The 23975-nt window shown below is 45.1% G+C and carries 23 protein-coding genes, 9 tRNA genes, 1 rRNA gene and 1 pseudogene; 31 read left to right on the forward strand and 3 right to left on the reverse strand.

Features of this window, described 5'->3' with window-relative positions; translation table 11 throughout:
• Positions 1–238: 238 nt before the first annotated feature.
• The 3 genes from rrf to M3202_RS18650 all read left to right on the forward strand — a co-directional run bounded on the left by rrf (position 239) and on the right by M3202_RS18650 (position 704).
• Positions 239–354 (forward strand): 5S ribosomal RNA (gene rrf, locus M3202_RS18640).
• Positions 355–549: 195 nt separating this feature from the next.
• Positions 550–624: transfer RNA gene (locus M3202_RS18645), tRNA-Asn, on the forward strand.
• 7 nt (positions 625–631) lie between these two features.
• Positions 632–704: transfer RNA gene (locus M3202_RS18650), tRNA-Thr, on the forward strand.
• A gap of 421 nt (positions 705–1125) precedes the next feature.
• Here the strand turns inward: M3202_RS18650 and M3202_RS18655 are convergent.
• Positions 1126–1539 (reverse strand): VOC family protein, encoded by a 414-nt coding sequence (locus tag M3202_RS18655; protein ID WP_251224752.1) that lies wholly within the window; start codon positions 1537–1539, stop codon positions 1126–1128.
• Between the two features lie 104 nt (positions 1540–1643).
• The gene (locus tag M3202_RS18660) at positions 1644–1922 is read right to left on the reverse strand and encodes a hypothetical protein (RefSeq protein WP_251224753.1); all 279 of its coding nucleotides are present in this window, start codon (positions 1920–1922) and stop codon (positions 1644–1646) included.
• Between the two features lie 257 nt (positions 1923–2179).
• Here M3202_RS18660 and M3202_RS18665 point away from each other — a divergent pair, with 257 nt between their 5' ends.
• The 15 genes and pseudogenes from M3202_RS18665 (at position 2180) to M3202_RS18735 (ending at position 12097) form a co-directional block, all read left to right on the forward strand.
• Positions 2180–3337 carry a mandelate racemase/muconate lactonizing enzyme family protein gene (locus M3202_RS18665; protein ID WP_251224754.1) on the forward strand — a complete coding sequence of 386 codons (1158 nt, stop codon included), beginning with the start codon at positions 2180–2182 and terminating at the stop codon, positions 3335–3337.
• Positions 3338–3399: 62 nt separating this feature from the next.
• Positions 3400–4473 (forward strand): TRAP transporter substrate-binding protein, encoded by a 1074-nt coding sequence (locus tag M3202_RS18670; protein ID WP_251224755.1) that lies wholly within the window; start codon positions 3400–3402, stop codon positions 4471–4473.
• Positions 4474–4545: 72 nt separating this feature from the next.
• Complete coding sequence (locus M3202_RS18675; RefSeq protein WP_251224756.1) at positions 4546–5001, forward strand: TRAP transporter small permease; 456 nt, start codon at positions 4546–4548, stop codon at positions 4999–5001.
• A gap of 8 nt (positions 5002–5009) precedes the next feature.
• Positions 5010–6296, forward strand: coding sequence for a TRAP transporter large permease (locus M3202_RS18680; protein ID WP_251224757.1), 1287 nt, complete (start codon positions 5010–5012; stop codon positions 6294–6296).
• Between the two features lie 18 nt (positions 6297–6314).
• Positions 6315–7084: pseudogene (locus M3202_RS18685) on the forward strand (SDR family NAD(P)-dependent oxidoreductase).
• Positions 7047–8174, forward strand: a complete 1128-nt coding sequence (locus tag M3202_RS18690; RefSeq protein WP_251224759.1) for a lactonase family protein — start codon at positions 7047–7049, stop codon at positions 8172–8174. Before M3202_RS18685 ends, M3202_RS18690 begins: the two are co-directional and overlap by 38 nt.
• An 88-nt stretch (positions 8175–8262) precedes the next feature.
• A complete protein-coding gene (locus M3202_RS18695) occupies positions 8263–8949 on the forward strand; it encodes a GntR family transcriptional regulator (RefSeq protein WP_251224760.1) in 687 nt (228 codons plus the stop codon).
• Between the two features lie 85 nt (positions 8950–9034).
• Positions 9035–9958 (forward strand): dihydrodipicolinate synthase family protein, encoded by a 924-nt coding sequence (locus M3202_RS18700; protein WP_251224761.1) that lies wholly within the window; start codon positions 9035–9037, stop codon positions 9956–9958.
• A 259-nt stretch (positions 9959–10217) separates the two neighbouring features.
• Positions 10218–10292 (forward strand) — tRNA-Glu (locus M3202_RS18705).
• Positions 10293–10298: 6 nt separating this feature from the next.
• Positions 10299–10374 (forward strand) — tRNA-Val (locus tag M3202_RS18710).
• A gap of 620 nt (positions 10375–10994) precedes the next feature.
• A tRNA-Thr gene (locus M3202_RS18715) sits at positions 10995–11067 on the forward strand.
• Between the two features lie 13 nt (positions 11068–11080).
• Positions 11081–11165: transfer RNA gene (locus M3202_RS18720), tRNA-Tyr, on the forward strand.
• Positions 11166–11171: 6 nt separating this feature from the next.
• A tRNA-Gln gene (locus M3202_RS18725) sits at positions 11172–11246 on the forward strand.
• A 675-nt stretch (positions 11247–11921) separates the two neighbouring features.
• Positions 11922–11994, forward strand: a tRNA-Lys gene (locus tag M3202_RS18730).
• A gap of 30 nt (positions 11995–12024) precedes the next feature.
• Positions 12025–12097, forward strand: a tRNA-Ala gene (locus tag M3202_RS18735).
• A gap of 318 nt (positions 12098–12415) precedes the next feature.
• Here M3202_RS18735 and M3202_RS18740 read toward each other — a convergent pair.
• Entirely contained in the window at positions 12416–12601 is a 186-nt protein-coding gene (locus M3202_RS18740; protein ID WP_251224762.1) for an aspartyl-phosphate phosphatase Spo0E family protein, read from the reverse strand.
• 206 nt (positions 12602–12807) lie between these two features.
• Here M3202_RS18740 and sigW point away from each other — a divergent pair, with 206 nt between their 5' ends.
• The 13 genes from sigW (at position 12808) to gvpN (ending at position 23952) form a co-directional block, all read left to right on the forward strand.
• A complete protein-coding gene (sigW, locus tag M3202_RS18745; protein ID WP_251195798.1) occupies positions 12808–13371 on the forward strand; it encodes an RNA polymerase sigma factor SigW in 564 nt (187 codons plus the stop codon).
• A 17-nt stretch (positions 13372–13388) separates the two neighbouring features.
• Entirely contained in the window at positions 13389–14009 is a 621-nt protein-coding gene (locus M3202_RS18750) for a zf-HC2 domain-containing protein (RefSeq protein WP_251224763.1), read from the forward strand.
• Between the two features lie 477 nt (positions 14010–14486).
• Entirely contained in the window at positions 14487–15311 is an 825-nt protein-coding gene (gene cdaA, locus M3202_RS18755) for a diadenylate cyclase CdaA (protein WP_251224764.1), read from the forward strand.
• Positions 15304–16551 carry a CdaR family protein gene (locus M3202_RS18760; RefSeq protein WP_251224765.1) on the forward strand — a complete coding sequence of 416 codons (1248 nt, stop codon included), beginning with the start codon at positions 15304–15306 and terminating at the stop codon, positions 16549–16551. Before cdaA ends, M3202_RS18760 begins: the two co-directional genes overlap by 8 nt.
• Positions 16551–17894 carry a phosphoglucosamine mutase gene (gene glmM, locus M3202_RS18765; protein ID WP_251224766.1) on the forward strand — a complete coding sequence of 448 codons (1344 nt, stop codon included), beginning with the start codon at positions 16551–16553 and terminating at the stop codon, positions 17892–17894. Before M3202_RS18760 ends, glmM begins: the two co-directional genes overlap by 1 nt.
• 513 nt (positions 17895–18407) lie before the next feature.
• Positions 18408–20210 carry a glutamine--fructose-6-phosphate transaminase (isomerizing) gene (gene glmS / locus M3202_RS18770; protein ID WP_251224767.1) on the forward strand — a complete coding sequence of 601 codons (1803 nt, stop codon included), beginning with the start codon at positions 18408–18410 and terminating at the stop codon, positions 20208–20210.
• A gap of 250 nt (positions 20211–20460) precedes the next feature.
• Complete coding sequence (locus tag M3202_RS18775) at positions 20461–20910, forward strand: hypothetical protein (RefSeq protein WP_251224768.1); 450 nt, start codon at positions 20461–20463, stop codon at positions 20908–20910.
• 274 nt (positions 20911–21184) lie between these two features.
• On the forward strand, positions 21185–21445 hold the full coding sequence (gene gvpA, locus M3202_RS18780; protein WP_251224769.1) for a gas vesicle structural protein GvpA: 261 nt from the start codon (positions 21185–21187) through the stop codon (positions 21443–21445).
• A gap of 40 nt (positions 21446–21485) precedes the next feature.
• Entirely contained in the window at positions 21486–21938 is a 453-nt protein-coding gene (gene gvpT / locus M3202_RS18785) for a GvpT/GvpP family gas vesicle accessory protein (protein WP_251224770.1), read from the forward strand.
• Positions 21939–21973: 35 nt separating this feature from the next.
• Positions 21974–22402: a gas vesicle protein GvpQ gene (gene gvpQ / locus M3202_RS18790; protein WP_251224771.1), complete on the forward strand. Its 429-nt coding sequence runs from the start codon at positions 21974–21976 to the stop codon at positions 22400–22402.
• A 20-nt stretch (positions 22403–22422) separates the two neighbouring features.
• Positions 22423–22683 carry a gas vesicle protein GvpJ gene (gene gvpJ, locus M3202_RS18795; RefSeq protein WP_251224772.1) on the forward strand — a complete coding sequence of 87 codons (261 nt, stop codon included), beginning with the start codon at positions 22423–22425 and terminating at the stop codon, positions 22681–22683.
• A 61-nt stretch (positions 22684–22744) separates the two neighbouring features.
• Positions 22745–23005: a gas vesicle protein GvpO gene (gvpO, locus tag M3202_RS18800; protein ID WP_251224773.1), complete on the forward strand. Its 261-nt coding sequence runs from the start codon at positions 22745–22747 to the stop codon at positions 23003–23005.
• Between the two features lie 29 nt (positions 23006–23034).
• Complete coding sequence (gvpN, locus tag M3202_RS18805; protein ID WP_251224774.1) at positions 23035–23952, forward strand: gas vesicle protein GvpN; 918 nt, start codon at positions 23035–23037, stop codon at positions 23950–23952.
• The last annotated feature ends 23 nt before the right edge of the window (positions 23953–23975 follow it).

The following is a 23975-nucleotide window of genomic DNA, read 5'->3' on the forward strand; positions in this document are numbered from 1 at the left end:
GGACGCAGCAATGTGCGGAGTCGCTACAAGTTTTTCAAAGTCTAGAGAGGAGTGGGGTTCTCCACTCTAGACGAGTAGCGTACGGAGCCATTGCGACTTCCCCGATATAGATTGATCAAAGAGAACCAAGACATTCGAGGAAGCAAATGGCTGAGGAATGGAGCGTACATCAGTACGTGACATGACCGAAGACCATGAAGCTGACAAAGAAGGTCGCCGGTAATCTCTCGATCAAAAGTCCGGTGGCGATAGCGAAGAGGTCACACCCGTTCCCATGCCGAACACGGTCGTTAAGCTCTTCAGCGCCGATGGTAGTTGGGGGCTTCCCCCTGTGAGAGTAGGACGTTGCCGGGCAACTCTTTTTTTTCTTCCATGACCAAAAGCGTAAGTGAAAAGCAATATTATACATATTCCACAGTAGCTCAGTGACGATGAGAAAGCTTCCTCGAAAAGTTTTCGAGTTGTCTCGACGCAGCTAACGTCGGAGCAAAGCGATCAAGAGGAAGAGACAGGTACCACAAGCGTACGAATGAACAACTTCAATGATATTCCACAGTAGCTCAGTGGTAGAGCAATCGGCTGTTAACCGATCGGTCGTAGGTTCGAGTCCTACCTGTGGAGCCATTTTTGCGCTTCCATAGCTCAGTCGGTAGAGCACTACCATGGTAAGGTAGGGGTCAGCGGTTCAAGTCCGCTTGGAAGCTTACCTCGAACGCCTTATGCGGCAAGCCTTTCAGGAGATGGAGGGCTTTTTGTTTTGCTTCTGTATTTAATGTTGAGGTGGCAAGAGAAGAAAGCCGCCTTACCCTCACCACGAATGATAGTCCTTCACCAGTTTACTTTTTATCTTCACTATTTCCGGCTCTATAAAAGTTTTCACTCTCCCTCCTTTTCTATTATGATGTTGCTCTCTACACGCCATTTTCTTGTAAATTCGACAGAGAAATTGTTTTTGGAGTCACGATAGATGCTGCCGATAAGATGGACAGAATTTTAAACTAATAGGATGGATAAATGAGGGCTATAAGGGAAGATTTATCTAAAAAAGGAACAGTGAAAAAGCTGTTCCTTTTTTCGTACTCTGCTTTCTACTCGAGCTAAGCTGCAAACGAATGAAACAAACATTTACCCTTGTGCTTCCGTGTCGATTTGAAAGGTTACGCCAAATTTGTCTGTAACGCTGCCATAGCCGGGGCTAAATGACGTTTCCTGAAACGGCATTTTCACTCGGCCTCCGTCGGTTAAGGCTTCAAAGAACCGCTTGGATTTCTCAACATCATTGGTTGAAATGCAAATGGTGACTTGATTGCCGCTCGTAATGGATGAAGGGCCGGGGGTGTCAGAAAACATCAGGGCCGCTTCTTCAATTTTAATTTTTGCATGGGCAATCAGCTCTTTCAAATCTTCAGAAGGGGAATCCGGCATGTCTCTGTATGTAATAATCGTCAGTACTTCAGCACCTAGGGTTTGTTCATAAAATTGGATGGCTTCCTTAGCATTTCCGTTCATCATTAAATAAGGGGTAATGGTAACCGGCATGATTATTTCCTCCTTACGTTGTATGGTAACTACGGTTGAATTATACTAGCGCACGGGTTACCACCTTTCTTTTATCTTGCTACGTTTGGTGCCACCCATTTATTTTAAGATTTTTCTTCCCGCCAGGCAGTGATAGTCGTTTTTAAGGCGGCATAATTGCCAATTGCCGCATATCCATAAAACCAGCCCATAAATATCCCGACAACGAGGCTATGTCGGTGACTTATAAAAATGGAGATGCCTAATCCCAGGAGCAGGGCGACGGTAGGGACAAATTTTTTAGGCATTTTAAAAAATAGTTTAATGAGTTGAGTTACAAGCATGACGACGGGAACCGCGATGACCGCATCCCAAAAGTTCGTATGAATTGTGGGAAAGTCCAAAATGATCCACCTCCTACCATAATATGTCCACAACTAGATTTATTAAACAATTGGGAAACGCGGACAGAAGGTTGGACGGTGAGCCGGCTTTAGCAAATTAAACAAACGTTTTATTAAAAAGACATAAAACCTGTTATTAAAGGAGGATTGCCTTATTACAGATAATTAATTAAAACAATATTTAGAAAAATAAGTTGACTAATTGTAAAATGGCTGATAAATTTATTGATATATCAGATTCCAAAGGGGGAGTTATATTGAAAATAAGTGATGTGAAATTGACAGTTGTAGGGGTACCAAGACATACCGGCTTTGTAAACAAGCATGTAATTGTTGAAATCATGACGGATGAAGGAGTAACAGGGATAGGCGAAATGTCGGATTTCTCGCATTTGCCGAAGTACGCGGTCGATGTAGTCGATTTGGAAAATGTCCTGAAATCAATGTTACGTGGGCAGAATCCATTTGACCTGACACTGATTAACAACGTTCTCTCTGAAAACTACCCGGCAGTCATGTACTATTACGAGAAAGGCAGCTTTATTCGCAATGGAATTGATGCCGCGTTACATGATCTGTGCGCGAAATATTTACATGTTTCCGTGGCTGAATTGCTGGGTGGCCGATATCAGGAAAAAATTAAAGTATGTTATCCAATATTCCGCCATCGTTTTGTTGAAGAAGTGGAAGAGAATCTTGCCGTCGTCCGAAAGCGCTTACAGGAAGGGTTTGATGTATTTCGCCTGTATGTTGGAAAAAATGTTGATGCAGACGAAGCATTTTTGGCTAGGGTAGCTGAAGAATTTGGTTCAAAAGTCAAAATTAAATCAATCGACTTCAGTCATCTATTAGATTGGAAGGAAACACTTAGAATTGTGAAGCGTCTGGCAAAGTACGACTTTGAAATGATTGAAAGTCCAGCTGTTCGTAATGATTTCGAAGGGCTACGTCAATTTCGGCTGAAAGTCGATCATCCAGTTAGTGAGCATGTGTGGGATTTCCGTCAGCAATATGAAATGATTCGCCATGATTCCGTTGATATTTTCAATATCTCACCAATTTTTATCGGTGGAATTAGCGCTGCCAGAAAAGCGGCTGCGGCAGCCGAGGTTGCCGGTAAAGCCTGCCTGCTCGGGACAACGCAGGAATTATCAATCGGTACTGCGGCGATGGCGCATTTAGGCAGCTCCTTGATTAACCTGACGTATACATCTGATCCGACCGGTCCGAAATTATACACGGATGATATTGTGAAAAAGCCGGTTCAATATGAACAGGGCTATCTGCTCGTGCCTGATCGCGGCCTCCCTGGGCTGGGAATGGAGCTTGATTGGGAGCGAATCGAGCGCTTGCGGGTTCCCGATTTAAGCTGGGGGAATGTCAGCGTACATCAACTTCAGGATCGAACATCCTAAATCTTTTTTTACTGTTTATGAAATATCATATATCAAATTTATTATTAGGAGGGGTTTCATTGATGAAAAAGAGACTATTGCTTCTGTTGCTTGCTGTCGGCCTTGTGCTTGTTGTCGCTGCTTGTGGGTCTGCGAATGAGACAAACGAACCAGCGCCGGAAGCTGGAGAAGAGAATGAGGCGCAAAGCGGGGAAGGGGAAGAGGAAACTGCCGGGAATGGAGAGCAAATGATACTTCGTTACGGAGAGCTGAATCCGGATGATCACCCAATTACAGAAGGAGCCTATGAATTTGCTCGTCTTGTGGAGGAAGCGACTGACGGCAGAATTAAAATAGAAATATTCTCGGCAAGTGCCTTAGGCTCAGAAAGAGAACAATTACAGTCCGTCCAGGCTGGAGGCTTGGATTTCTTCCGGCCCAACTCAAGTGCTTTAACAGATTTTGGTGCGGATCCGATGGGGGTGCTTGCCTTGCCATTTATTTTTGAAAATCGTGAGCATCAATGGAATGCGTTGAATGGTCCGGCAGGTGAGGAAATTCTTCAAAGTGTCGAAGAATTCATCGGCGGGATGAAAGGGTTAACCTATTATGATGATGGAGCAAGACATATTTTTACTAGTGGAAATCCGGTTGAAACAGTAGAAGATATGAGCGGGTTAAAAATCCGGGTACCGGAAAATGCGATATTTATGGATATGATTTCAGCATTTAATGCCGATCCAACACCACTGAATTATGCCGAATTGTATAGCGCTATCCAAACAGGGGTCGTGGATGGAGCTGAAAATACGATCGCAGGCTATTTAACAAATTCATTTTATGAAGTGGCCGAAAACTTCTCATTAACAAGCCATGTCGCGAGTCCAGGAGTAGTCGTTATTTCAGAAATGACTTGGAATAAATTAAGTGCAGAAGATCAGGAAATTATCCAGGAAGCTGCCGTACAGTCTTCTGAATTTGTTCGAAGCGAAACGGAGAAATTTGAAGAAGAAGCATTAGCTGAGTTAGAAGAGTTAGGGGCAAATATTATACAACTTGATGATCTTTCAAGCTGGCAAGCAGAAGTAAGTGACCTCTATGAAACGTACGGCGGGGATTTTGCAGACCTCATTGAAGCGATTCAAACGGCGGAGTAACTAGTTTTTTTACGGAGAGTCGGTTTTTCATGCGATTCTCCGTGAAAAAGATCAAAATGGAGGTGTGAAAGAATGGAGACGCTTTCCCGGTATGCAACGCTATTTATTGAATATTTTTCAAAGGTATTACTTGTCCTGCTTGTGATGATTGTTAGCTGGATTGTATTTGGACGATATGTTTTAAGTGCTACTCCGGCGTGGGGCGAGGAATTAGCGAAAATATTAATGGTATGGATTGCCTTGACTAGTGCGAGTATGGCGATTCGGACCGACACTCATTTACGATTATCGATTATCGATTTTATTTTACCAAAAAAATATATGAACATGGTTCATTGGGTCGTTCTAATAATGATGAGCGTGTTTTCCATCTTTTTTATAATAGCTGGTTTCCAGCTTGTGCAATTAACAAGTACAAATACGTTACCTGGTTTGCGAATTTCTTCGTCGTGGTTATATTTGGCTGTTCCTATTTCTGGTCTGGCAATGCTACTTCAGATTATCGACAAAGGACGGAGGATGCTATGATTAGCAATATGACGGCTGTTTACCTTTTGATTGGCAGTTTCTTTTTCTTAATATTCATTCGAGTACCGATTGTGTTTGCATTAGGCATTTCTTCGATCGTGACAGCTTGGTATTTGGATTTACCTTTTTTGATGGTTGCGCAAAGCATTGTTGGTGGTATTAATGTCTATGTACTTCTTGCGATTCCATTTTTTATTCTAGCGGGGGAGCTGATGTCACAAGGGGGTATTTCTGACCGTCTTGTTAAGTTGTCACAGGCACTGGTCGGTCGATTTCGCGGTGGTTTAGCAATGGTGAATATTCAAGCAAGTATGTTCTTTGGAGGAATTTCGGGGTCTTCCGTAGCTGATACCTCATCAATCGGATCAGTCATGATTCCAATGATGAAGAAAAACGGCTATGAAGCCGATTATTCGACGGCCGTAACTGTAGCTAGCTCTGTACAAGGGGTCCTAATACCGCCGAGTCATAATATTATTTTGTATGCGCTTGTCGCAGGAGGCGGAGTGTCGATTGGGCAACTGTTTTTAGCAGGGATTGTACCTGGAGTGTTTTTAGGAATTGCGTTGATGGTATTTAGTTATCTGGTTGCGTTAAAGCGTAAATATCCAAAGGGTGAACCATATACGTTGAGAGCGACGTTTACAGCTTTACGTGAGTCCATGCTAGGCCTAATGACTGTCTTAATTGTCGTTGTTGGTGTGGTAGTCGGTATTTTTACAGCAACAGAGGCTGCGGCGATTGCTGTTGTATATGCTTTTATTGTAACTTTTATCATTTATCGTGATATTCCTCTTTCGCGTATGAACCTTATTTTAAAAAATACGCTCGGAACGATTTCGATTGTCTTTATTCTTATTGGTACATCAAGTGCGTTTGGTTATTTAATGAATTACTTGAATGTGACGAGTGTGATTGGCAACGCTTTGCTGAATATGTCCGATAGTAAAGTAATCATTCTTTTGCTTGTCAATCTGATTATGCTTATTTTAGGAACCTTTATGGATATGGCTGCACTGATTTTACTCATTACTCCTGTCTTACTTCCTGTTGTCACTGCAGTAGGAATGGACCCTGTCCACTTTGGGGTCGTGATGATGCTAAACCTTGGAATCGGTCTATTAACCCCCCCAGTAGGAGGTACTCTTTTTGTCGGCAGTGCAATAAGTGGGGTTTCAATTGAAAGGCTAAGCATAACCATGCTGCCATTTTACTTCGTTATGATTGCTGTTTTGTTGATCATTACCTTTATTCCGGAAATCGTCATGTTTGTTCCGAGTCATTTTATGAAGTAAACAGAAAGGGAGGTTCATATGAAAGTAGCAATTGTAACCGGGGGAGGCTCCGGGATTGGCCGTGCGGTAGCGCTGGAGCTTGCCAAAGAGAACTATGCGGTAGCGGTGGCAGACATTGAAGAAACCAAAGCACAACAAGTCGCCGCAGCGATTGAAAAAGAAGGCGGCGAGGCGATTGCTCTTCAGGTCGATATTAAAGAGGAATCTGCCATTCAGGAAATGGTCGAAAACGCATATCAGCGGTTTGGCCGGTTAAATGTATTAGTTAATAATGCCGGCATTAATTTTACACACAGCGTGGAAGACTGTACCGTTGAGGAATTTGATGAATGTATCGCGGTTAATTTTCGCGGGCATTACCTGGCATCAAAATATAGCATCCCGTATTTAAAAGAAGAAGAAAATAACGCAATTATCCACATTTCGTCCACACATGCGATGCGTACCCAGCCGCGTTTCTTTCCTTATAACGCGTCAAAGAGTGCAATTCTGGCGATGACGAGAAGCATGGCGATTGATTTAAGTGCGTATCGCATTCGCGTCAACGCCATCTGCCCCGGCTTTATCAAAACAACTATATTATCACCGGACATTTATCAAGAAGATGGGGCCTATATGAAAAAAATAATGAAATACCATCCGAGTGGAAGAGTGGGGAATCCGGAGATGTCGCGTATGCGGTTGCTTTTCTGGTTTCCGACAAAGCTGCTTTTATTAATGGTGAGACGCTTGTGATCGATGGAGGGAGAAGTGCTCTCACATATGATCTGGGCGGCATCAATGATTGATGACAACCGGAAGGGAGTAGATGAAGTGGGGCAAAAAGACCGGCTTTTGTATGTTGGAACGTTTACAGACAAGGAAAGTGAAGGGATTTATCTTTATCATTTTAATGAGGAAAGCGGAGAACTGCGCTATTACGATGTCGTGAAGCAAGTAGCGGATCCATCCTTTATAACGCCCGGTCCAGATCACACGCTTTATGCCATCAACGCCTTATTTGAATATAAAGGCGAGCCGACCGGGGCTGTCAGCGCCTTTTCCATCGAACGCGAGTCAGGCAGGCTGACCCTGTTAAATGAGCGATCTTCCCGCGGGAGGCGTCCTGCTTATGCTTTTGTTGACCGCTCAAAGAACTATGTGCTGCTTGCCAATTATGGTGAAGGAAGTGTTGTCGTCTTTCCGATTTTAGCTGATGGCCGATTAGGAGAGGCAACGGATGTCGTCCAGCACGTCGGAGCAAGCGTCCATCCGAGACAGGAAGGGCCGCATGCCCATTCGATCATCACTGATCCGAGCAATTCATTTGCATTGGTAGCCGATCTCGGGACGGATACGGTTTATGTGTATCGATTTGATACCGAAAAGGGCAAGCTGGAGCCGCACCGCCGTTATAAGGCAGCGGCGGGTGCCGGTCCGAGGCATCTCGCTTTTCACCCTTCTAATCGCTATCTCGTTATTGTTCACGAGTTGAATTCGACGATGACAAGCTACCGGTGGACAGAAGAGAGTGGCGAGCTGACGGAGCTGGAAACGGTCTCGACGCTCCCACATCAAGCGGACATTGAAAACACGGCGGCTGAAGTGAAGTTTTCCGCTTGTGGCCGGTTTCTCTATGCGACAAACAGGGGAGATAATAGTATCATTTTCTATACATTTCAGGAGGAGACAGGCAAGCTGCGTTATGTAAATCATTATGACTGCAAAGGAGAGGTGCCGCGACATTTCACATTCTCTCCTGATGGGAGGTTTTTGCTAGTCGCCAATCAGGAAAGTGATTCAATTGTTTCGTTTCACGTTAACGAGGATACAGGGGAATTAACCTTTACCGGGAATGTGACGAAAGCCCCTACCCCTGTGTGCTTGCTGTTTTTATGATAAGTCTGTCCTGCTTTTCGCACATTTACAACCGCCAGCAGCTATGATAATATTTGATATATCAATTGGACGAATGGAGATGTCTAGTATGAATAAAGAGTCAGCTGAACAGTCTTTTGAAAAGCTTATTTCTACTAGAACTCGAAATGTGAAATCATTAAGAGAAGTAGTGGTCGAATCATTGCGAGAGGCGATTGTAAGAGGGCAAATCAAAAGCGGTGAGCATTTAAAGGAGCGGGATCTTTCCGAGAAGCTCGGAATCAGTACGACACCGATCAAGGAGGCTTTTCGAATTTTAGGGAACGAGGGATTGGTTGTGACGATCCCTCGAAAAGGGACGTATGTCTCAGAATATGTCGATACGAATATTGAGGAAGTTCTTCAATTACGAGCAGTTGTAGAAGGTTTGTGCGCGAAGTTTGCCGCGGCAAAGGTCAATGACCGGCAAGTTGATAAATTAAAGGCGCAGCTCGCTCTCATGGAGGAACTTTTTGAAAAAAGGGATATTGACGCACTTGTAGAAGAGAATACGAGATTCCATTCCCTCATTCGGGAGATTGCCAACAATCCGATGGTGACCAACTTACTGAACAATATTTCAAGCTTTGAGACAGCCTTTCGCAAAAGAGCCCTTACAGAGAAAGATGAAATGAAGGATGGTTACTTAGAGCATAAGGCAATTCTGCAAGCGATTATTGAGCGCAATCCTGAACGAGCAGAAGAATTAATGAAACGACATATCAACAGAACGTTGACCAATGTCTTAAAGAAATAATGCGTTATTTCTTTAAGTTTTTATTGATATATCAAATTTCATTTATTGCTTCAGCTCATGAAAAGATGAAAATGGAGGCAAAAAAATGGACTATCAATCATTTGGAAAGAAGTTCGAGGATATTTCAGGCATTACAATTACTCCTTTCAAAGAAGGGTCGAAAGAAATTGATTGGAACGGTGTAAAAGAAAATGTGAAGTTTTTGATTAACCGGGGAGTTAATGTGCTTGTTCCCTGTGGAAATACGAGTGAGTTTTATGCGCTGACATTAGAAGAAGTGAAAGAAGAAATCAGATATGTCGTTGAATGTGCCAATAAGCGTGCTACCGTTTTGGCCGGGGTCGGTTATTCGGTTGCGACGGCGATTGAACTGGGCAACTATGCGAAGGATGTCGGAGCTGATTGCATCATGATTCATATGCCTGTTCACCCTTTTATGACCGATGACGGGGTGGTGGATTATTTTAAATCGATTATTGAAAATGTCGATTTGCCGGCCGTGATTTATTTTAAAAATCCAGCTATCTCAGATCGGGTGTTGGAGGAACTGTCCTCACTGGAAAGGTTAGTTGCGGTTAAATACGCGATTAATGATTTGCCGCGCTTTGCTAGAACCGTTCATTCGATCCCCGCCCATCATAACATTACGTGGGTATGCGGGATCGCAGAAAAGTGGGCGCCATTCTTTTTCCATGCTGGCGCCAGAGGCTTTACATCGGGATTGGTCAATCTTTATCCTGAAAAATCACTCGAACTGCTTGCCGCATTAAAAAAGAACGATGAAACGAAAGTATGGAGCGTCTGGAATGAAGTACTTCCTTTTGAAAACTTACGGGAAAAATACAACAGCGGTGTCAATGTAGCGATTGTCAAGGAAGGGATGCGACAAATCGGTTTAAACCCGGGCGTCACGAGAGAACCTGTCAGCCCATTAAGCGCCGAAGACAAAGCTGCCGTCCGCACCTTGATTCATCAGTGGAACCTTGATATTCCCAAGCAACCACAATAAATCGCGATAAAAAGAAGGCTCAATGTTGCTGATTGATGAGCCTTCTTTTTGCATTAAGAAAGTATAAAAACCTTCGCGTTGATTCGGACAGGCCCCCGGTCCGCGCGTTACACGGATGGCAGAAGCCCCCGTTTTCAGCGATTTCGAAACGATTGTAATCGATTTGCATCCCTTTCTAAGAAAAATTATACAAAGGGGGTTGTCTTTAAAGTTTATTTTTTATATAATATTTTTTGTCAGTAAGAAAGAGTTGTATTTTGGCCCGTTGGTCAAGTGGTTAAGACACCGCCCTTTCACGGCGGTAACACGGGTTCGAATCCCGTACGGGTCACCATTTGCCGGAGGATTAGCTCAGCTGGGAGAGCACCTGCCTTACAAGCAGGGGGTCGGCGGTTCGATCCCGTCATCCTCCACCAGCATACATAGGGATAAAAGCCAACATGCTACATATACTATGCCGGTCTAGCTCAATTGGTAGAGACGAGCAAAAGCATCGTCGAATAAACGGCGAGTTGTCTCGACGCAACCCGCATCGGAGCAAAAGCTGTCAAGAGGAAGAGACACAGTCTCAGCATAAAGTAAGGAACACTGTCTATAACATGCCGGTCTAGCTCAATTGGTAGAGACGAGCAAAAGCATCGTCGAGTAATCAACGAGTTGTCTCGACGCAGCCCGCATCGGAGCAAAAGCTGTCAAGAGGAAGAGACACAGTCTCAGCATAAAGTAAGGAATACTATCCATATTATGCCGGTCTAGCTCAATTGGTAGAGACGAGCAAAAGCATCGTCGAGTAGTCAACGAGTTGTCTCGACGCAGCCTGCATCGAAGCATAATCAGGCAAGAGGAAGAGACACAGTCTCAGCATAAAGTAAGGAACACTATCCATATTATGCCGGTCTAGCTCAATTGGTAGAGACGAGCAAAAGCATCGTCGAATAAACGGCGAGTTGTCTCGACGCAGCCCGCATCGGAGCAAAAGCTGTCAAGAGGAAGAGACACAGTCTCAGCATAAAGTAAGGAACACTGTCTATAACATGCCGGTCTAGCTCAATTGGTAGAGCAACTGACTTGTAATCAGTAGGTTGGGGGTTCAAGTCCTCTGGCCGGCACTTGAATGATTGTGGAGGGGTAGCGAAGTGGCTAAACGCGGCGGACTGTAAATCCGCTCCCTCCGGGTTCGGCGGTTCGAATCCGTCCCCCTCCACCATTTCGTTGGGCTATAGCCAAGCGGTAAGGCAACGGACTTTGACTCCGTCATGCGCTGGTTCGAATCCAGCTAGCCCAGCCATTTTTTTATAACCAAGTAGGTAGCTCAGTGACGAGCGAAAGCATCGTTGAAAAGACTTCGAGTTGTTCCGACGCAGCCAGCATCAGAGCATGGCTGGGAAGAGGAAGGAACAGGTGGAGACGGCGGAGCAAAACATCGTCCGGAAGCACCATGAGAAGCGACATTGGAAAGACATCGGGAGCTATTAGCTCAGTGACGAGCGAAAGCATCGTCGAAAAGACTTCGAGTTGTTCCGACGCAGCCAGCATCAGAGCATGGCTGGGAAGAGGAAGGAACAGGTGGAGACAACGGAGCGAAACATCGTCCGGAAGCACCATGAGAAGCGACATTGAAACACACATCGGGAGCCATTAGCTCAGTGACGAGCGAAAGCATCGTCGAAAAGACTTCGAGTTGTTCCGACGCAGCCGGCATCAGAGCATGGCTGGGAAGAGGAAGGAACAGGTGGAGACGGCGGAGCAAAACATCGTCCGTAAGCCTCATGAGAAGCGACATTGGAAAGACATCGGGAGCCATTAGCTCAGTGACGAGCGAAAGCATCGTCGAAAAGACTTCGAGTTGTTCCGACGCAGCCAGCATCAGAGCATAGCTGGGAAGAGGAAGGAACAGGTGGAGACAACGGAGCGAAACATCGTCCGGAAGCACCATGAGAAGCGTCATTGAAACACACATCGGGAGCCATTAGCTCAGTTGGTAGAGCATCTGACTTTTAATCAGAGGGTCGAAGGTTCGAGTCCTTCATGGCTCATACTTGTACAAGAGCATCTATTGCAAAAACGGGGCCTTAGCTCAGCTGGGAGAGCGCCTGCCTTGCACGCAGGAGGTCAGCGGTTCGATCCCGCTAGGCTCCATCGTGAATACTAAACACACCTTTAGCGGATTAGGTCTTGGCCTAATGACCGCTGAAGGTGTGTTTTTGTCTGCTATATTGATTGCTTTACCGATGATCCCAATCTAAATAATGAAGGTAAATGGATTTCCAGTAGATCGTTTACTTTAAGGGAACGGCAAAGCCGGGGAGCCGGGGAGCCGGGTGCTACGCTTTTACGAAGTTTACCCAACTTTGATGATAACAAGACCCGAAGTACTTATTGTTGGTCGTCTTACCGTGTGTGGTCCACGGTTTTTCTTGTATCTATTTTCGGGGTCTCTAAAATTGCGCCTGCCGCCTACTCCAGATGGCGTGTTTGAGGCGGGAGTGATCTCGTCAAGTTATTGTACTTGTTTAACAGCTGATCGAGCTTCTTGCTGAAGCAGACCATTGGAGCTGAAGGAAGCGGGTTGGTTTTCGCTTTCTCGTTTAACAGCTGGCGGTAATGTTCAATTTCCGCAAGTAATTGTTTTTCCGTGCTCATTCCAAGCCACCCTCTCTACAAGTCGTAAGTACGCTTTTTATATTACTTACATACCCTAATATTTAGTAAAAAAAACACTAATGGCTAATCTGATTTAGGCAAAAGGTATGTTATGATAGAAAGATCAGATTTCATAAAAAATAATGAAACGGAAGACGGAGCTTATCCGTATATAAGTCAGAACGAATGTGGGTAGGGATAGGAACATGGAAACGATAGTAAAAAGGTTAATCCGGGAAGTGAGGAAAGGTGATCAACAGGCGTTTGAGGAAATCGTCGAGCTTTATAAAGACAAGATATACCAAGTTTCCTATCGAATGGTAGGGAATGTGCATGAGGCACAGGATATCGCGCAGGAGGCTTTTCTGCGGGCCTATACAAATATTGATCGTTTTGACAGTAATCGTAAATTCTCTACCTGGTTATTCCGGATCGCCACCAATGTAGCGATTGATCGTTTACGCAAGAAGAAACCCGATTTTTACCTTCAGGAACAAGTAAAAGGTTCTGATGGGTTAACCTTGGAATCCCAGCTTGCTGCTGATACGGAATTGCCTGAGGATCAAGTTGTAACACTTGAAATGCAGGAGTGGGTTCAATCGGAAATCAACCAGCTCCCGCCGAAATATCGGACTGCAATTATTTTAAAATACATTGAAGATCTATCCATTAATGAAATAAGTGAAATTCTTGATATGCCTCCATCCACAGTGAAGACGAGAATTCATCGCGGCCGGGAAGCATTGAGAAAAAGAATGCGTCATGTGTAGGAAGGAAGTGTTTATGAGTGAAATGTGAAAAGCATTATGAGGAGTTAATACAAGCCTTCCTTGATGGTGAAGCCACACAAGAAGAAAAAGAACAGTTAGATGCTCATTTGGCACAATGTCCTTCCTGTCGTCAGCGTTTTACTGAGCTGAAGAAGGTCATTGCCTTTGTCCAAAGCTCATCTCATATTGAAGCCCCGTCTGGATTTACAGCAGGTGTTATGGCAAGATTGCCGGAAAAAAAATCAACGTCAAAGTGGAAGCAATGGACGAGAAGCCATCCTTTGCTCGTTTCAGCAGCTGTCTTCTTTTTGCTCATGTCAATCAGCATCTCGTCTCTCTGGCAGGGCGATGACGAGCAGGTCGTCGTCACGGGGCCGGGTCATGTGATTATTGATCAGGATAAAGGCAAGGTGATTGTGCCGGAAGGTGAAGTGATTGAAGGAGATCTTGTCGTGCGTAACGGAACGCTTCAGATTGATGGCGAGGTGCAGGGAAATGTCCTGCTCGTGAACGGGGATGCGTACTATGCTTCTGCCGGGCATGTGTCGGGAGAGATTGAAGAGGTCAATCAGGTGCTTGAATGGGTCTGGTATCATATAAAAGGATTTTTTAAAGAAGTCGTTGCGATCGTGAAATGATTGGGCGAAATAAAGAAGGATATCTCAAAGAAAACAATCTATTGGGGTATCCTTTTCTATTGATCTGAATAGCTTCATAAAGAGGCCTGCAGCCGGCAGAGAAAGTTTCCCGCGAATAATCTTTGTCAAACTTTGCTAAGCAGGGGTTATTCAAGCTATAATGAAACCTGTGACAGATGATAAGTCGCCTATGGATAGATTGATAAAATGACCGTATTGAGACCGGTATTAAAAAACGGATGAAGTCTCATCAATTGCTTAGTCGAAACGTGTGATCTATGTATTTCGTAAGGGCTTCTCAAAAAAGCCTTTTTAAAAGGTGAAAAAATGAAGCGGTTGTTCTGCGCTGCACAAAGGTAACGGGACAGCAAAATCTGCCCCTACTTGCTTTAAAACAATCGTGCGGACCACATTCCCCGCTTCGTTGATGCTTTTTTGGAACAGCATCATGTATGATAATGGTTTGGAGGAAGAGCCATGTTTTCATTTGAAGATTTTAGTTTGCTTAATTATATCGGGCAAATTGTAGATATATTAGTCGTCACCTACGTAGTCTATAAGGCGATCATGATTATTCGCGGTACGAGAGCCGTACAGCTGCTGAAAGGAATTACCGTTATTCTCGCTGTCTGGTTTCTCAGTAAGTTTCTCGGGCTGCGAACATTGGAATTTCTAATGACGCAGACCGTTACATACGGATTGCTGGCGATTATCATTATTTTTCAGCCGGAGCTTAGACGGGCGCTTGAACAGCTGGGGAGAGGACGATTATTTGCGAGCAGAACGATTCCACAGGATGATACAGTGAAAAAAGCGATTGCCGCGATTGTAAAAGCTTCCACCTACATGGGAAAGCGGCGGATCGGGGCGCTGATGTCGCTTGAGCGTGAGACGGGGATGAATGATTACGTCGAGACAGGGATTGCAATGAATGCCAACTTGACGGCGGAACTGCTGATCAATACGTTTATTCCGAATACGCCGCTTCATGATGGGGCGGTCATCATTAAGGATGAAACAATTTTAGCCGCAGCCTGTTATTTGCCGCTTTCTGAAAATCCGTTTATTTCAAAAGAACTCGGTACGAGACACCGGGCGGCGCTCGGCGTAAGTGAAGTGACCGATTCGATCACGATTGTTGTGTCGGAGGAAACAGGAAATATTTCGCTCACGAAAAATGGTGAGCTGCATCGCGACCTTGACGAAGAACAGCTGAGAGGTCTGCTTGAACAAGAACTATTAGTGGAAGGCAAGCAAACAACCACTTCACGCTGGCAGTGGGGGGGAAAGAAAAATGGATAGACTGTTTAATAGTCATTGGTTCGTTAAGATTATTTCTTTCTTTATTGCGCTAATGCTCTTTACGATGGTAAACCTTGATGATCTAACAAGTCAGCCAGGCGTTCTGCCGACAATCAGTCCGGCTACATACACGCTGGAAGAGGTCGAGCTTAGTGTGCTCTATGATGAAGAGAATTACGCCGTTATTGATCAAACGGAAAGCGTCAGAGTCAATCTGAGAGGGCCGCAAAGTGAAATCATGCTGTTTCAGTTAACGCGGCCAACATATGAAGTGTTTGTCGATGTGAGCGAGCGCGAGGAAGGTGTGCATACTCTTAATGTTCAGCACCGCGGGTTTCCTGAGGAACTGACTGTCTCAATCGTTCCGCAATTTGCCCGCGTTGAGCTTCAGGAAAAACAAACGATTTCTCTTCCTGTTGAAGTTGAACTGCTGCATGCGGAAGAAGTGACAGAGGGCTATACAGTGGGAACGCCGATTGTGAATCCAATCAATGTTGATGTCAGAGCGGCACGGAGCATCGTCTCCCAGGTCGATTCAGCGAAAGTATTTATTGATGTCGCTGGGGCTGACAAGATGATCGAGGAGACAGGGCGGGTGACGCTTTACCAGGCAAACGGTGAAGAAATAGAGCTTGAGCCTGAGCCATCCGTTGTTGACGTCCGCGTGCCGATTACAAGCCCGAATCGGGAAGTTCCGGTGCGCGTCGGCAGAGAAGGTGAGCTTCCGGAAGGGCTCAGCATTCAGGAGGTTCGGCTTGAGCCGGGCGAGGTAACCGTTTATGGTCCGCTGGAGATTATTGATCAGTTACAGGTGATTGAGTTAGGAAATCTTAATTTGAATGAAATTACCGAAAGTGGCAGTTACGAATGGCAGGTTCCCGTTCCACCTGGAGTAGAACAAGTATCGCCTGAGGTCGTGACGGTCACAGTAACAGTGGATCAGGAACAGGAGAGAGAGCTTGCGAACGTTCCAATTGAGATCGTCGGTTTAGCAGATGGCCAGACGGCGACGCTGGCTGAAGCTCCCACTGCTGTCCTGATCGCATATGGAACAGCAGAAATAGTGGAACAGTTGGATATAGAGGATATTCAGGCATATATCGATATCAGTAATTTTCAAGAAGGGGAACACGAAGCAGAGCTGCAAATCAACGGCCCTTCCAATGTCCGCTTCCAGCCTGTTCAGGCAACGATTCCGGTGATAATACGTAATGATGTGATTGAAGGAGAGAATGAATAATGGGAAATTATTTTGGTACGGATGGAGTAAGGGGAGTCGCAAATACGGAGCTGACGCCGGAGCTTGCTTTTAAGCTCGGCAGAATGGGTGGCTATGTGCTGACGAAACATACAGAGAAGCCGCGCGTGATTATTGGCCGTGATACTCGTATTTCCGGCGAGATGCTGGAAAGTGCGCTCATTGCCGGTCTGTTGTCAATCGGAGCTGAGGTGATGCGCTTAGGGGTCATTTCAACACCCGGGGTCGCTTTCTTAACAAAGGCGTTAAGCGCTAATGCCGGAGTAATGATTTCCGCTTCGCATAATCCGGTGCCGGATAACGGGATTAAATTTTTCGGTCCGGATGGCTTTAAGCTGTTAGACGAGCAGGAGCAGGAGATTGAACGGTATTTAGACAGCGAGGATGAGCTGCCTCGGCCGACGGGCGGCGCGCTTGGGCAAGTGAGCGATTACTACGAAGGCGGTCAGAAGTATTTGCAATTTCTGAAGCAAACCGTTCAGGAGGATTTTTCCGGCATTCATATCGCGCTTGATTGCGCGCACGGCTCTGCTTCTTCGCTCGCTCCGCATTTATTTGCCGATCTTGAAGCGGATATTTCGACGATGGGAACCGCGCCGAACGGAGTCAATATTAATGACGGCTGCGGCTCAACTCATCCTGAAGCGCTAAGTACCTTCGTTCTGGAAAGAGGCGCGCAAATCGGGCTAGCCTTTGATGGCGACGCCGATCGCTTGATTGCAGTTGATGAAAAAGGTCAAATCGTCGATGGCGATAAAATTATGTTTATTTGCGCGAAGTATATGAAGGAGCAAGGCTGGCTCAAGCACGGAACGGTCGTTTCAACGGTGATGAGCAACCTCGGCTTTTATAAAGCATTGGAAGAAGAGGGGATCATCGCCAAGCAGACGGCGGTCGGTGACCGTTATGTGATGGAAGAAATGCGCAAAGGCGGTTACAACCTTGGCGGTGAGCAATCAGGCCACATCATCTTTCTCGATCACATTACGACCGGAGATGGGCTTCTGTCCGCGCTTCAGCTTGTGAACATTATGAAGATGACGAATAAGCCGCTATCTGAGCTTGCGGCACAAATGCAGACGTATCCGCAGAAGCTCGTCAATATCCGCGTCAGCGACAAGCATGCGGTCAGCGAAAACGAGGCGGTCAAGGCGGCGATTGACAAGGTCGAAGACGATATGAACGGAGAAGGCCGCGTCCTCGTTCGTCCATCGGGCACAGAGCCGCTTGTTCGCGTCATGGTCGAAGCACAAAGCGAAGAGCTATGCGACCGGTATGTCGATGAGATCGCCACGGTTGTAAAAGCTGAGCTGGGAGCGGAGTAAGAAAAAGAGGCGATGCATAAGCAGCACAAGACAAGCTGCTTATGCATATTTTTAATTATCACGTTTTTCGTGGTGACTTATGAGGGCCGCACGGCAAAGGCATGGAAGCAGAATATATAAAATCATGGGAAAGAGAACTCAATTAGGCGCAGAGCCTGTCTCCGAGCGGTGTTTTCGGGAAATGAGCTTACTGTGTTTCTAATTGACGTTCCGGATTCATTACGGTATGATGGTTCGTGAGTTAAAAAAAGAGAGGAGGATCGAAGTCGTCATTGTAATCAAAGCGCCAGGACTACACACGGACGAGAACGTGTAGTTGACGAGGAGAGGGTTTATCGAGTATTCGGCGGATGCCCTCCGGCTGTAGCATGACAGCCGCTAAGCTTCTGGAGAAAACAGAGAGGCAACTCTCTGCACAAAGCCGGAAGCAGCCATGCCTTCTAATAAAAAAATAGAGAGCGGGGGCAAGTCTGCCCTCAGGTCCTTGCCCCCCACTTGGGAGGTAACTGTTATATGTGTGGAATCGTAGGTTATATTGGGACAAATGATGCGAAGGAAATTTTGTTACGGGGATTAGAAAAGCTTGAATACCGCGGCTATGATTCAGCCGGAATTGCTGTTGTCAATGACGCGGGCGTTCATGTCTTCAAGGAAAAGGGTCGCATTGCCGCGTTACGTCAAATCGTCGCCGAGGATGTCGACGGCCCGGTTGGCATCGGTCATACCCGCTGGGCGACTCATGGTGAACCGAGCCGGGTCAATGCCCACCCGCATCAAAGTGAAACAGCGCGCTTTACGCTCGTGCATAATGGCGTCATTGAAAACTATGAGCAGCTTCGTGCGGATTATTTAGCCGATGTGACACTCAAAAGCGACACCGATACCGAAATCATGGTTCAGCTGGTCGAGCTTTTTGTGAAAAAGGGAAGCCAGGTCGAAGAAGCGTTCCGTCAAACATTATCCTTATTGAAAGGATCCTATGCGACAGCGCTGCTTGATAAGCAGAACCGTGACACGATTTACGTCGGTAAAAACAAAAGTCCGCTGCTCATTGGCGTCGGAGAAGAAGCAAATGTTGTCGCTTCGGATGCGATGGCGATGCTGCAGGTGACAAATCAATTTGTTGAAATTATGGATGAGGAAGTCGTCATCGTGACGCGCGACGCCTTTACGATTAAAACGCTTGACGGAAAGAAGGTCGAACGCCTTCCTTACACCGCTGAGCTTGATGCGAGCGACATTGAAAAAGGCACGTACCCTCATTTTATGTTGAAGGAAATTGATGAACAGCCTTTTGTCATCCGTAACATTATTCAAAAGTATCAGAATGAAGACGGCACCGTTCGTCTTGACGACGAGATCCGCGGAGCGATGAAGGCAGCAGACCGCATCTATATTATCGCTGCCGGAACGAGCTACCACGCCGGTCTTGTCGGCAAACAGCTGATCGAGAAAATCGCACAACGTCCCGTAGAGGTTCACATTGCAAGTGAATTTCTATACAATATGCCTTTATTATCAGAAAACCCGCTCTTTATCTTCATCTCACAAAGCGGAGAAACCGCCGATCTGCGCGGCGTTCTCGTTGACGTGAAGAAAAAAGGCTATCCGGCATTAACGATTACGAACGTGCCAGGCTCCACTCTCTCACGGGAGGCGGATTTCACCCTGCACACCTATGCCGGGCCGGAAATCGCGGTTGCTTCAACAAAAGCGTATACCGCCCAAATGGCCGTGCTTACCCTGCTTGCTGTTGATACAGCGAAAGCAAGAGGGATTGAGCTTGACTTCGATCCGCTGCAGGAGCTGGCTATCGTCTCAAGCGCAATGGAAACGCTCTGCGACCAAAAAGAGAAGCTTGAGCTGATCGCCCGCGATTATCTCGCGGTCACACGCAACTGCTTCTTCATCGGCCGCGCCGCCGACTACTTTGTCTGCTTAGAAGGAGCCCTGAAACTAAAGGAAATCTCCTACATCCAGGCAGAAGGCTTCGCCGGTGGAGAACTGAAGCACGGAACGATCGCCTTAATTGAAGACGGCACTCCGGTAATCGCGATCGCAACCCAGGAGCACGTCAACCTGAGCATTCGCGGAAACGTGAAGGAAGTCGCCGCACGCGGCGCTTATCCATGCATCATCAGCATGGAAGGTCTGGACCAGGACGGAGACGCATTCGTTCTTCCGAAAGTTCACGAATACCTGACTTCCCTCATCACGGTCATTCCGCTGCAGCTGATCTCCTACTACGCCGCTCTGCACCGCGACTGCGACGTCGATAAGCCGCGCAACCTCGCGAAGAGCGTGACCGTGGAGTAAGCTGAGATTTGTGTTCAGTGATAATATAGTTGTTTAAATCATAATAAAGTCGTTTAAAAACTGTCAGCTGGGAGGACCTACTCAACCCCAATCCCTTGCTGGCAGTTTTTTTGTATGTAGATGATTTTTTGCAACATGACAACTGGAATCGAACTGGAAGAACAACCAAGCCCTCAAAAGTGTGCCGAAATAAAGTTATTTCAAATTCTTATGCAAATAATGATTTAATTTAGGCAAAGGAGAGATTGAATTGTATTTATACCATAAAGTAATGGAACAAGATAGCGGGGTCTATATAAGCCCTAAAAGGGCCTTAGATGAAGGATTGAACAGTAGAACTGTAACAAGGTGGTACACAAATGGTGGTAGCTTATTTCCTGAAATTACAGACCGCTACAAACCGATAAATACTCCAGTTTGGATTGATTTTAAAATAGCTATTGGGGCAGAGCTTGCTCCACCGCCCAAACCCTATTTTAGATTTTCTAATTTCAGCGATAAAATAGCCGTTTTCAATCGAGAACTATCAAGTGATTTATTTGCTTATATAGAGGATGAATATATGGAAGAAGAGGCTGGGAAAAAGGTCAAAAAACAACCTTTTGTCCAGCCTCTTTTGTGTTTAGTGGAAGGCAAGGTAAAAAGTATCCATGTGAAAGGATTGACAATAGCTATTTCTCATGCCACCGGTCTGACTTAAGTACTATTTAACTTATGGATCTAATCAAGAAACGAAATAGTAATAAATCCGGTAACAAACCAGGGCCTGTATGATTTCAACGAATCGACTCGTGGAGTAAGGAGTGCTTTTTGATGAAAAATATGGCAATTCATTTAATCGATACTAAAGACTCGTTTTAATCATTATCTTCAAAGGAATAGACCCGTAACCGTCAGAATTTGGTTGTTCTTCGTTTGGTGAGGATCGATCCTATGATTAAGCGCAAGAAACAATCGATAAAGGAGTGAGCTAGATGAGTATTCAAAAAAGTACGGATAGTTCAAGTCTGGCAGAAGTGATTGACAGAATCTTAGATAAAGGGATTGTGATTGATGCCTTTGTCAGAGTCTCATTAGTAGGTATTGAAATTCTAACGGTAGAAGCGAGGGTTGTGATTGCTAGTGTGGATACTTGGCTTCGTTATGCGGAAGCCGTGGGGCTTTTGCGTGATGAAGTAGAGGAAGAAGGTCTGCCAGAGAGAGGGCAAAACATACAGCCACAATTTAGTTTCTAATGGAGTAAATAGCCTAATTTAAAAGCGAGGTGGAAGCCATATGACAACGAAAGAAAAGAGCGAGCAAAGCACAGACAAAAACAACCAAACGAATTCTCTGAACCTGGCGTTGATTGGCGGGGTAGTAGGAGCAGGAATTGGTTTATTATCAAGTCCTGGTACAAGCAAGAAGGTAATGAAAAGTTTAAGTGAGTCTGAAGTTATGAGGTCGGCAGGAAAAGAATTAAAAAGAACAGCCCAAGAAATCGTAATGGAGCAAGCCATTAACAGCTTTAGACAAACGGCCTCCGAGTACATGAGTGGGGGAGGATTTTTACCGAAGAAAAGACACGAACAACAAGAAGATCAACAAGATAAGAGTAAGGAAGAAGAATCCTCCCAAGAACAGTCTTCTTCTGAATACGACGAAATAAAAGAAGAAAATAAACAATTAAGTGATCGTTTAGAAAGAATCGAAGAAATGCTAAAAAACTTGGTAGAGTCCAAGAAATAGCGTTCATTGATTCAGAGTAGAAGAGGAGGAATTCGATGAGCACATTTAAAAAAGCTGCCGGCAAAGCGGTTAAAAAAATAGTCGAATATACTCCAGAACCAATCAAAGATGAACTAAAAGAAACGGTCAAAGACAAAGCAAAAGAAAAGTTTATTGAAAATGTCCAAGACAAAGCTGATCATGCTGCTGATAAGCTTGAAGATGCAAAAAATGAGGGTGCCGATAAGCTGCATGATAAGGCAGAAGAGGGGAAAGAGAAAGCGCAAGAGACCTTACTGAAGGTCAAAGATAAAATCGGCAATGCAGTAGAAGCCGGAAAAGATTTTCAAGAAAAAATCTCTTCAAACCAGAATGAAAAAGATGACAAGAAAATAAAAGGAGTCAGCCAGATTAAAGGCGTCTCACGCATCAAAAGTTATAAGGATGTTAAAAGTTCAAATGACATTAAGACGATGGGTTCTTAATAAAGAAAGGGGCATGAGAAATGGCTATTCAGAAAAGTACCGATAGCTCAAGTTTAGCGGAGGTCATTGACCGTATTTTAGATAAAGGAATTGTCATTGATGCTTTTGTCAGGGTTTCGGTCGTCGGGATCGAAATCTTAACCGTTGAAGCGCGTGTCGTTATTGCAAGTGTTGATACGTGGTTGCGCTATGCGGAAGCAGTAGGTCTCTTGCGTGATGAGGTAGAAGAAGAAGGCCTGCCAGAGCAGCCGAATGAAAGAAATGCTGCATTTAGTATATAAATGGCGGTAATGACAGTCGGATCAGGTCGGCTGTACGTTGTCTGATAAGCAGGAGGGCACTATGGGAATAAAAGAAATCATGAATAATGTCGCCGACTTCTTCAATGAACACGTTGCCCCTCTTCATAAAATAACGACAGTGGAAGAAGCGGAAAACGGTGGCTGGCATTTAATTGTTGAAGTCATTGAAGAAAAAGAATATATGAAAAAATATGCAAAAGATGAAATGATCGGCGTATATGATGTAGCTCTAAACGAGGATAAAGAAGTCACTTCTTTTAGAAGGCGTGAAGTGCGTTACAGAAGTGCCATCGATCAATGAAAGAAAAGTAATGAGTAGGAGGGATAGCAGTGACTGTATTAAAAAATAGTAGCAAAACAAAAACTGACGGTCTCATTCAAGATGAAGATACAAAACAGCTGCTAGCTCGCTCCTTGCGTTATTTAAAAGCAGGCTACCCTATTCATTACACAGGTCCAACAGGCGCCGGAAAAACCTCTCTGGCACTCGCCCTTGCTAAAAAAAGAAGACGTCCGGTTATGCTGATTCATGGACACCATGAGTTAGATAATAAAGATTTAATCGGTGATTTTACAGGCTATACAAGCAAGAAAATCGTTGATAACTACGTGCGCTCAGTTTACAAAAAGGACGAAACTGTCCACGAAACATGGAGAGATGGACGACTGCTTGAAGCGGTTAAACATGGTTATACGCTTGTTTACGATGAATTCACGAGATCTAAGCCTACAACGAATAATTTATTTTTATCCATTCTTGAAGAGAAGATCTTGCCCCTGTACGGTTTAAAGAAAACCGAGCCGTTTGTTCCTGTTCATCCTGATTTTAGAGTCATTTTCACAAGTAATCCAGAAGAATATGCCGGAGTATTTAAAACCCAGGATGCCTTATTAGATCGTGTCATTTCGATTATTGTGGATTATAAAGATCAAGAACATGAAGCCACTATCGCAGCTGGGAAATTCGGTCTTGAGGAGAGTCAGGCAAAGAAGATTACAACGCTTGTCTCGACAGTAAGAGAAGAGTGTACGGGTGAAAGCGGACCTAGTTTAAGAGCTTCACTCATGATTGCAAAGCTGGTCGTAGAAGAGGGCATCGCCATTGATGGAGAAAATGAGGAATTCAAGCAGCTATGTTTGGACATTTTAGGTCATCAGCTAAGCCGCTGTATAGACGCAGATCAACCAATGAAGGCAGCAGAAGAACGAATCGAAAAAGCATTAAAACAAATGAACGTCTCTCATTAATCAGGAGATAGAAATAGCTTAAA

Origin of the sequence: Halalkalibacter oceani, from assembly GCF_023715605.1 — a bacterium.
Classification (GTDB): domain Bacteria; phylum Bacillota; class Bacilli; order Bacillales; family Bacillaceae_D; genus Halalkalibacter; species Halalkalibacter oceani.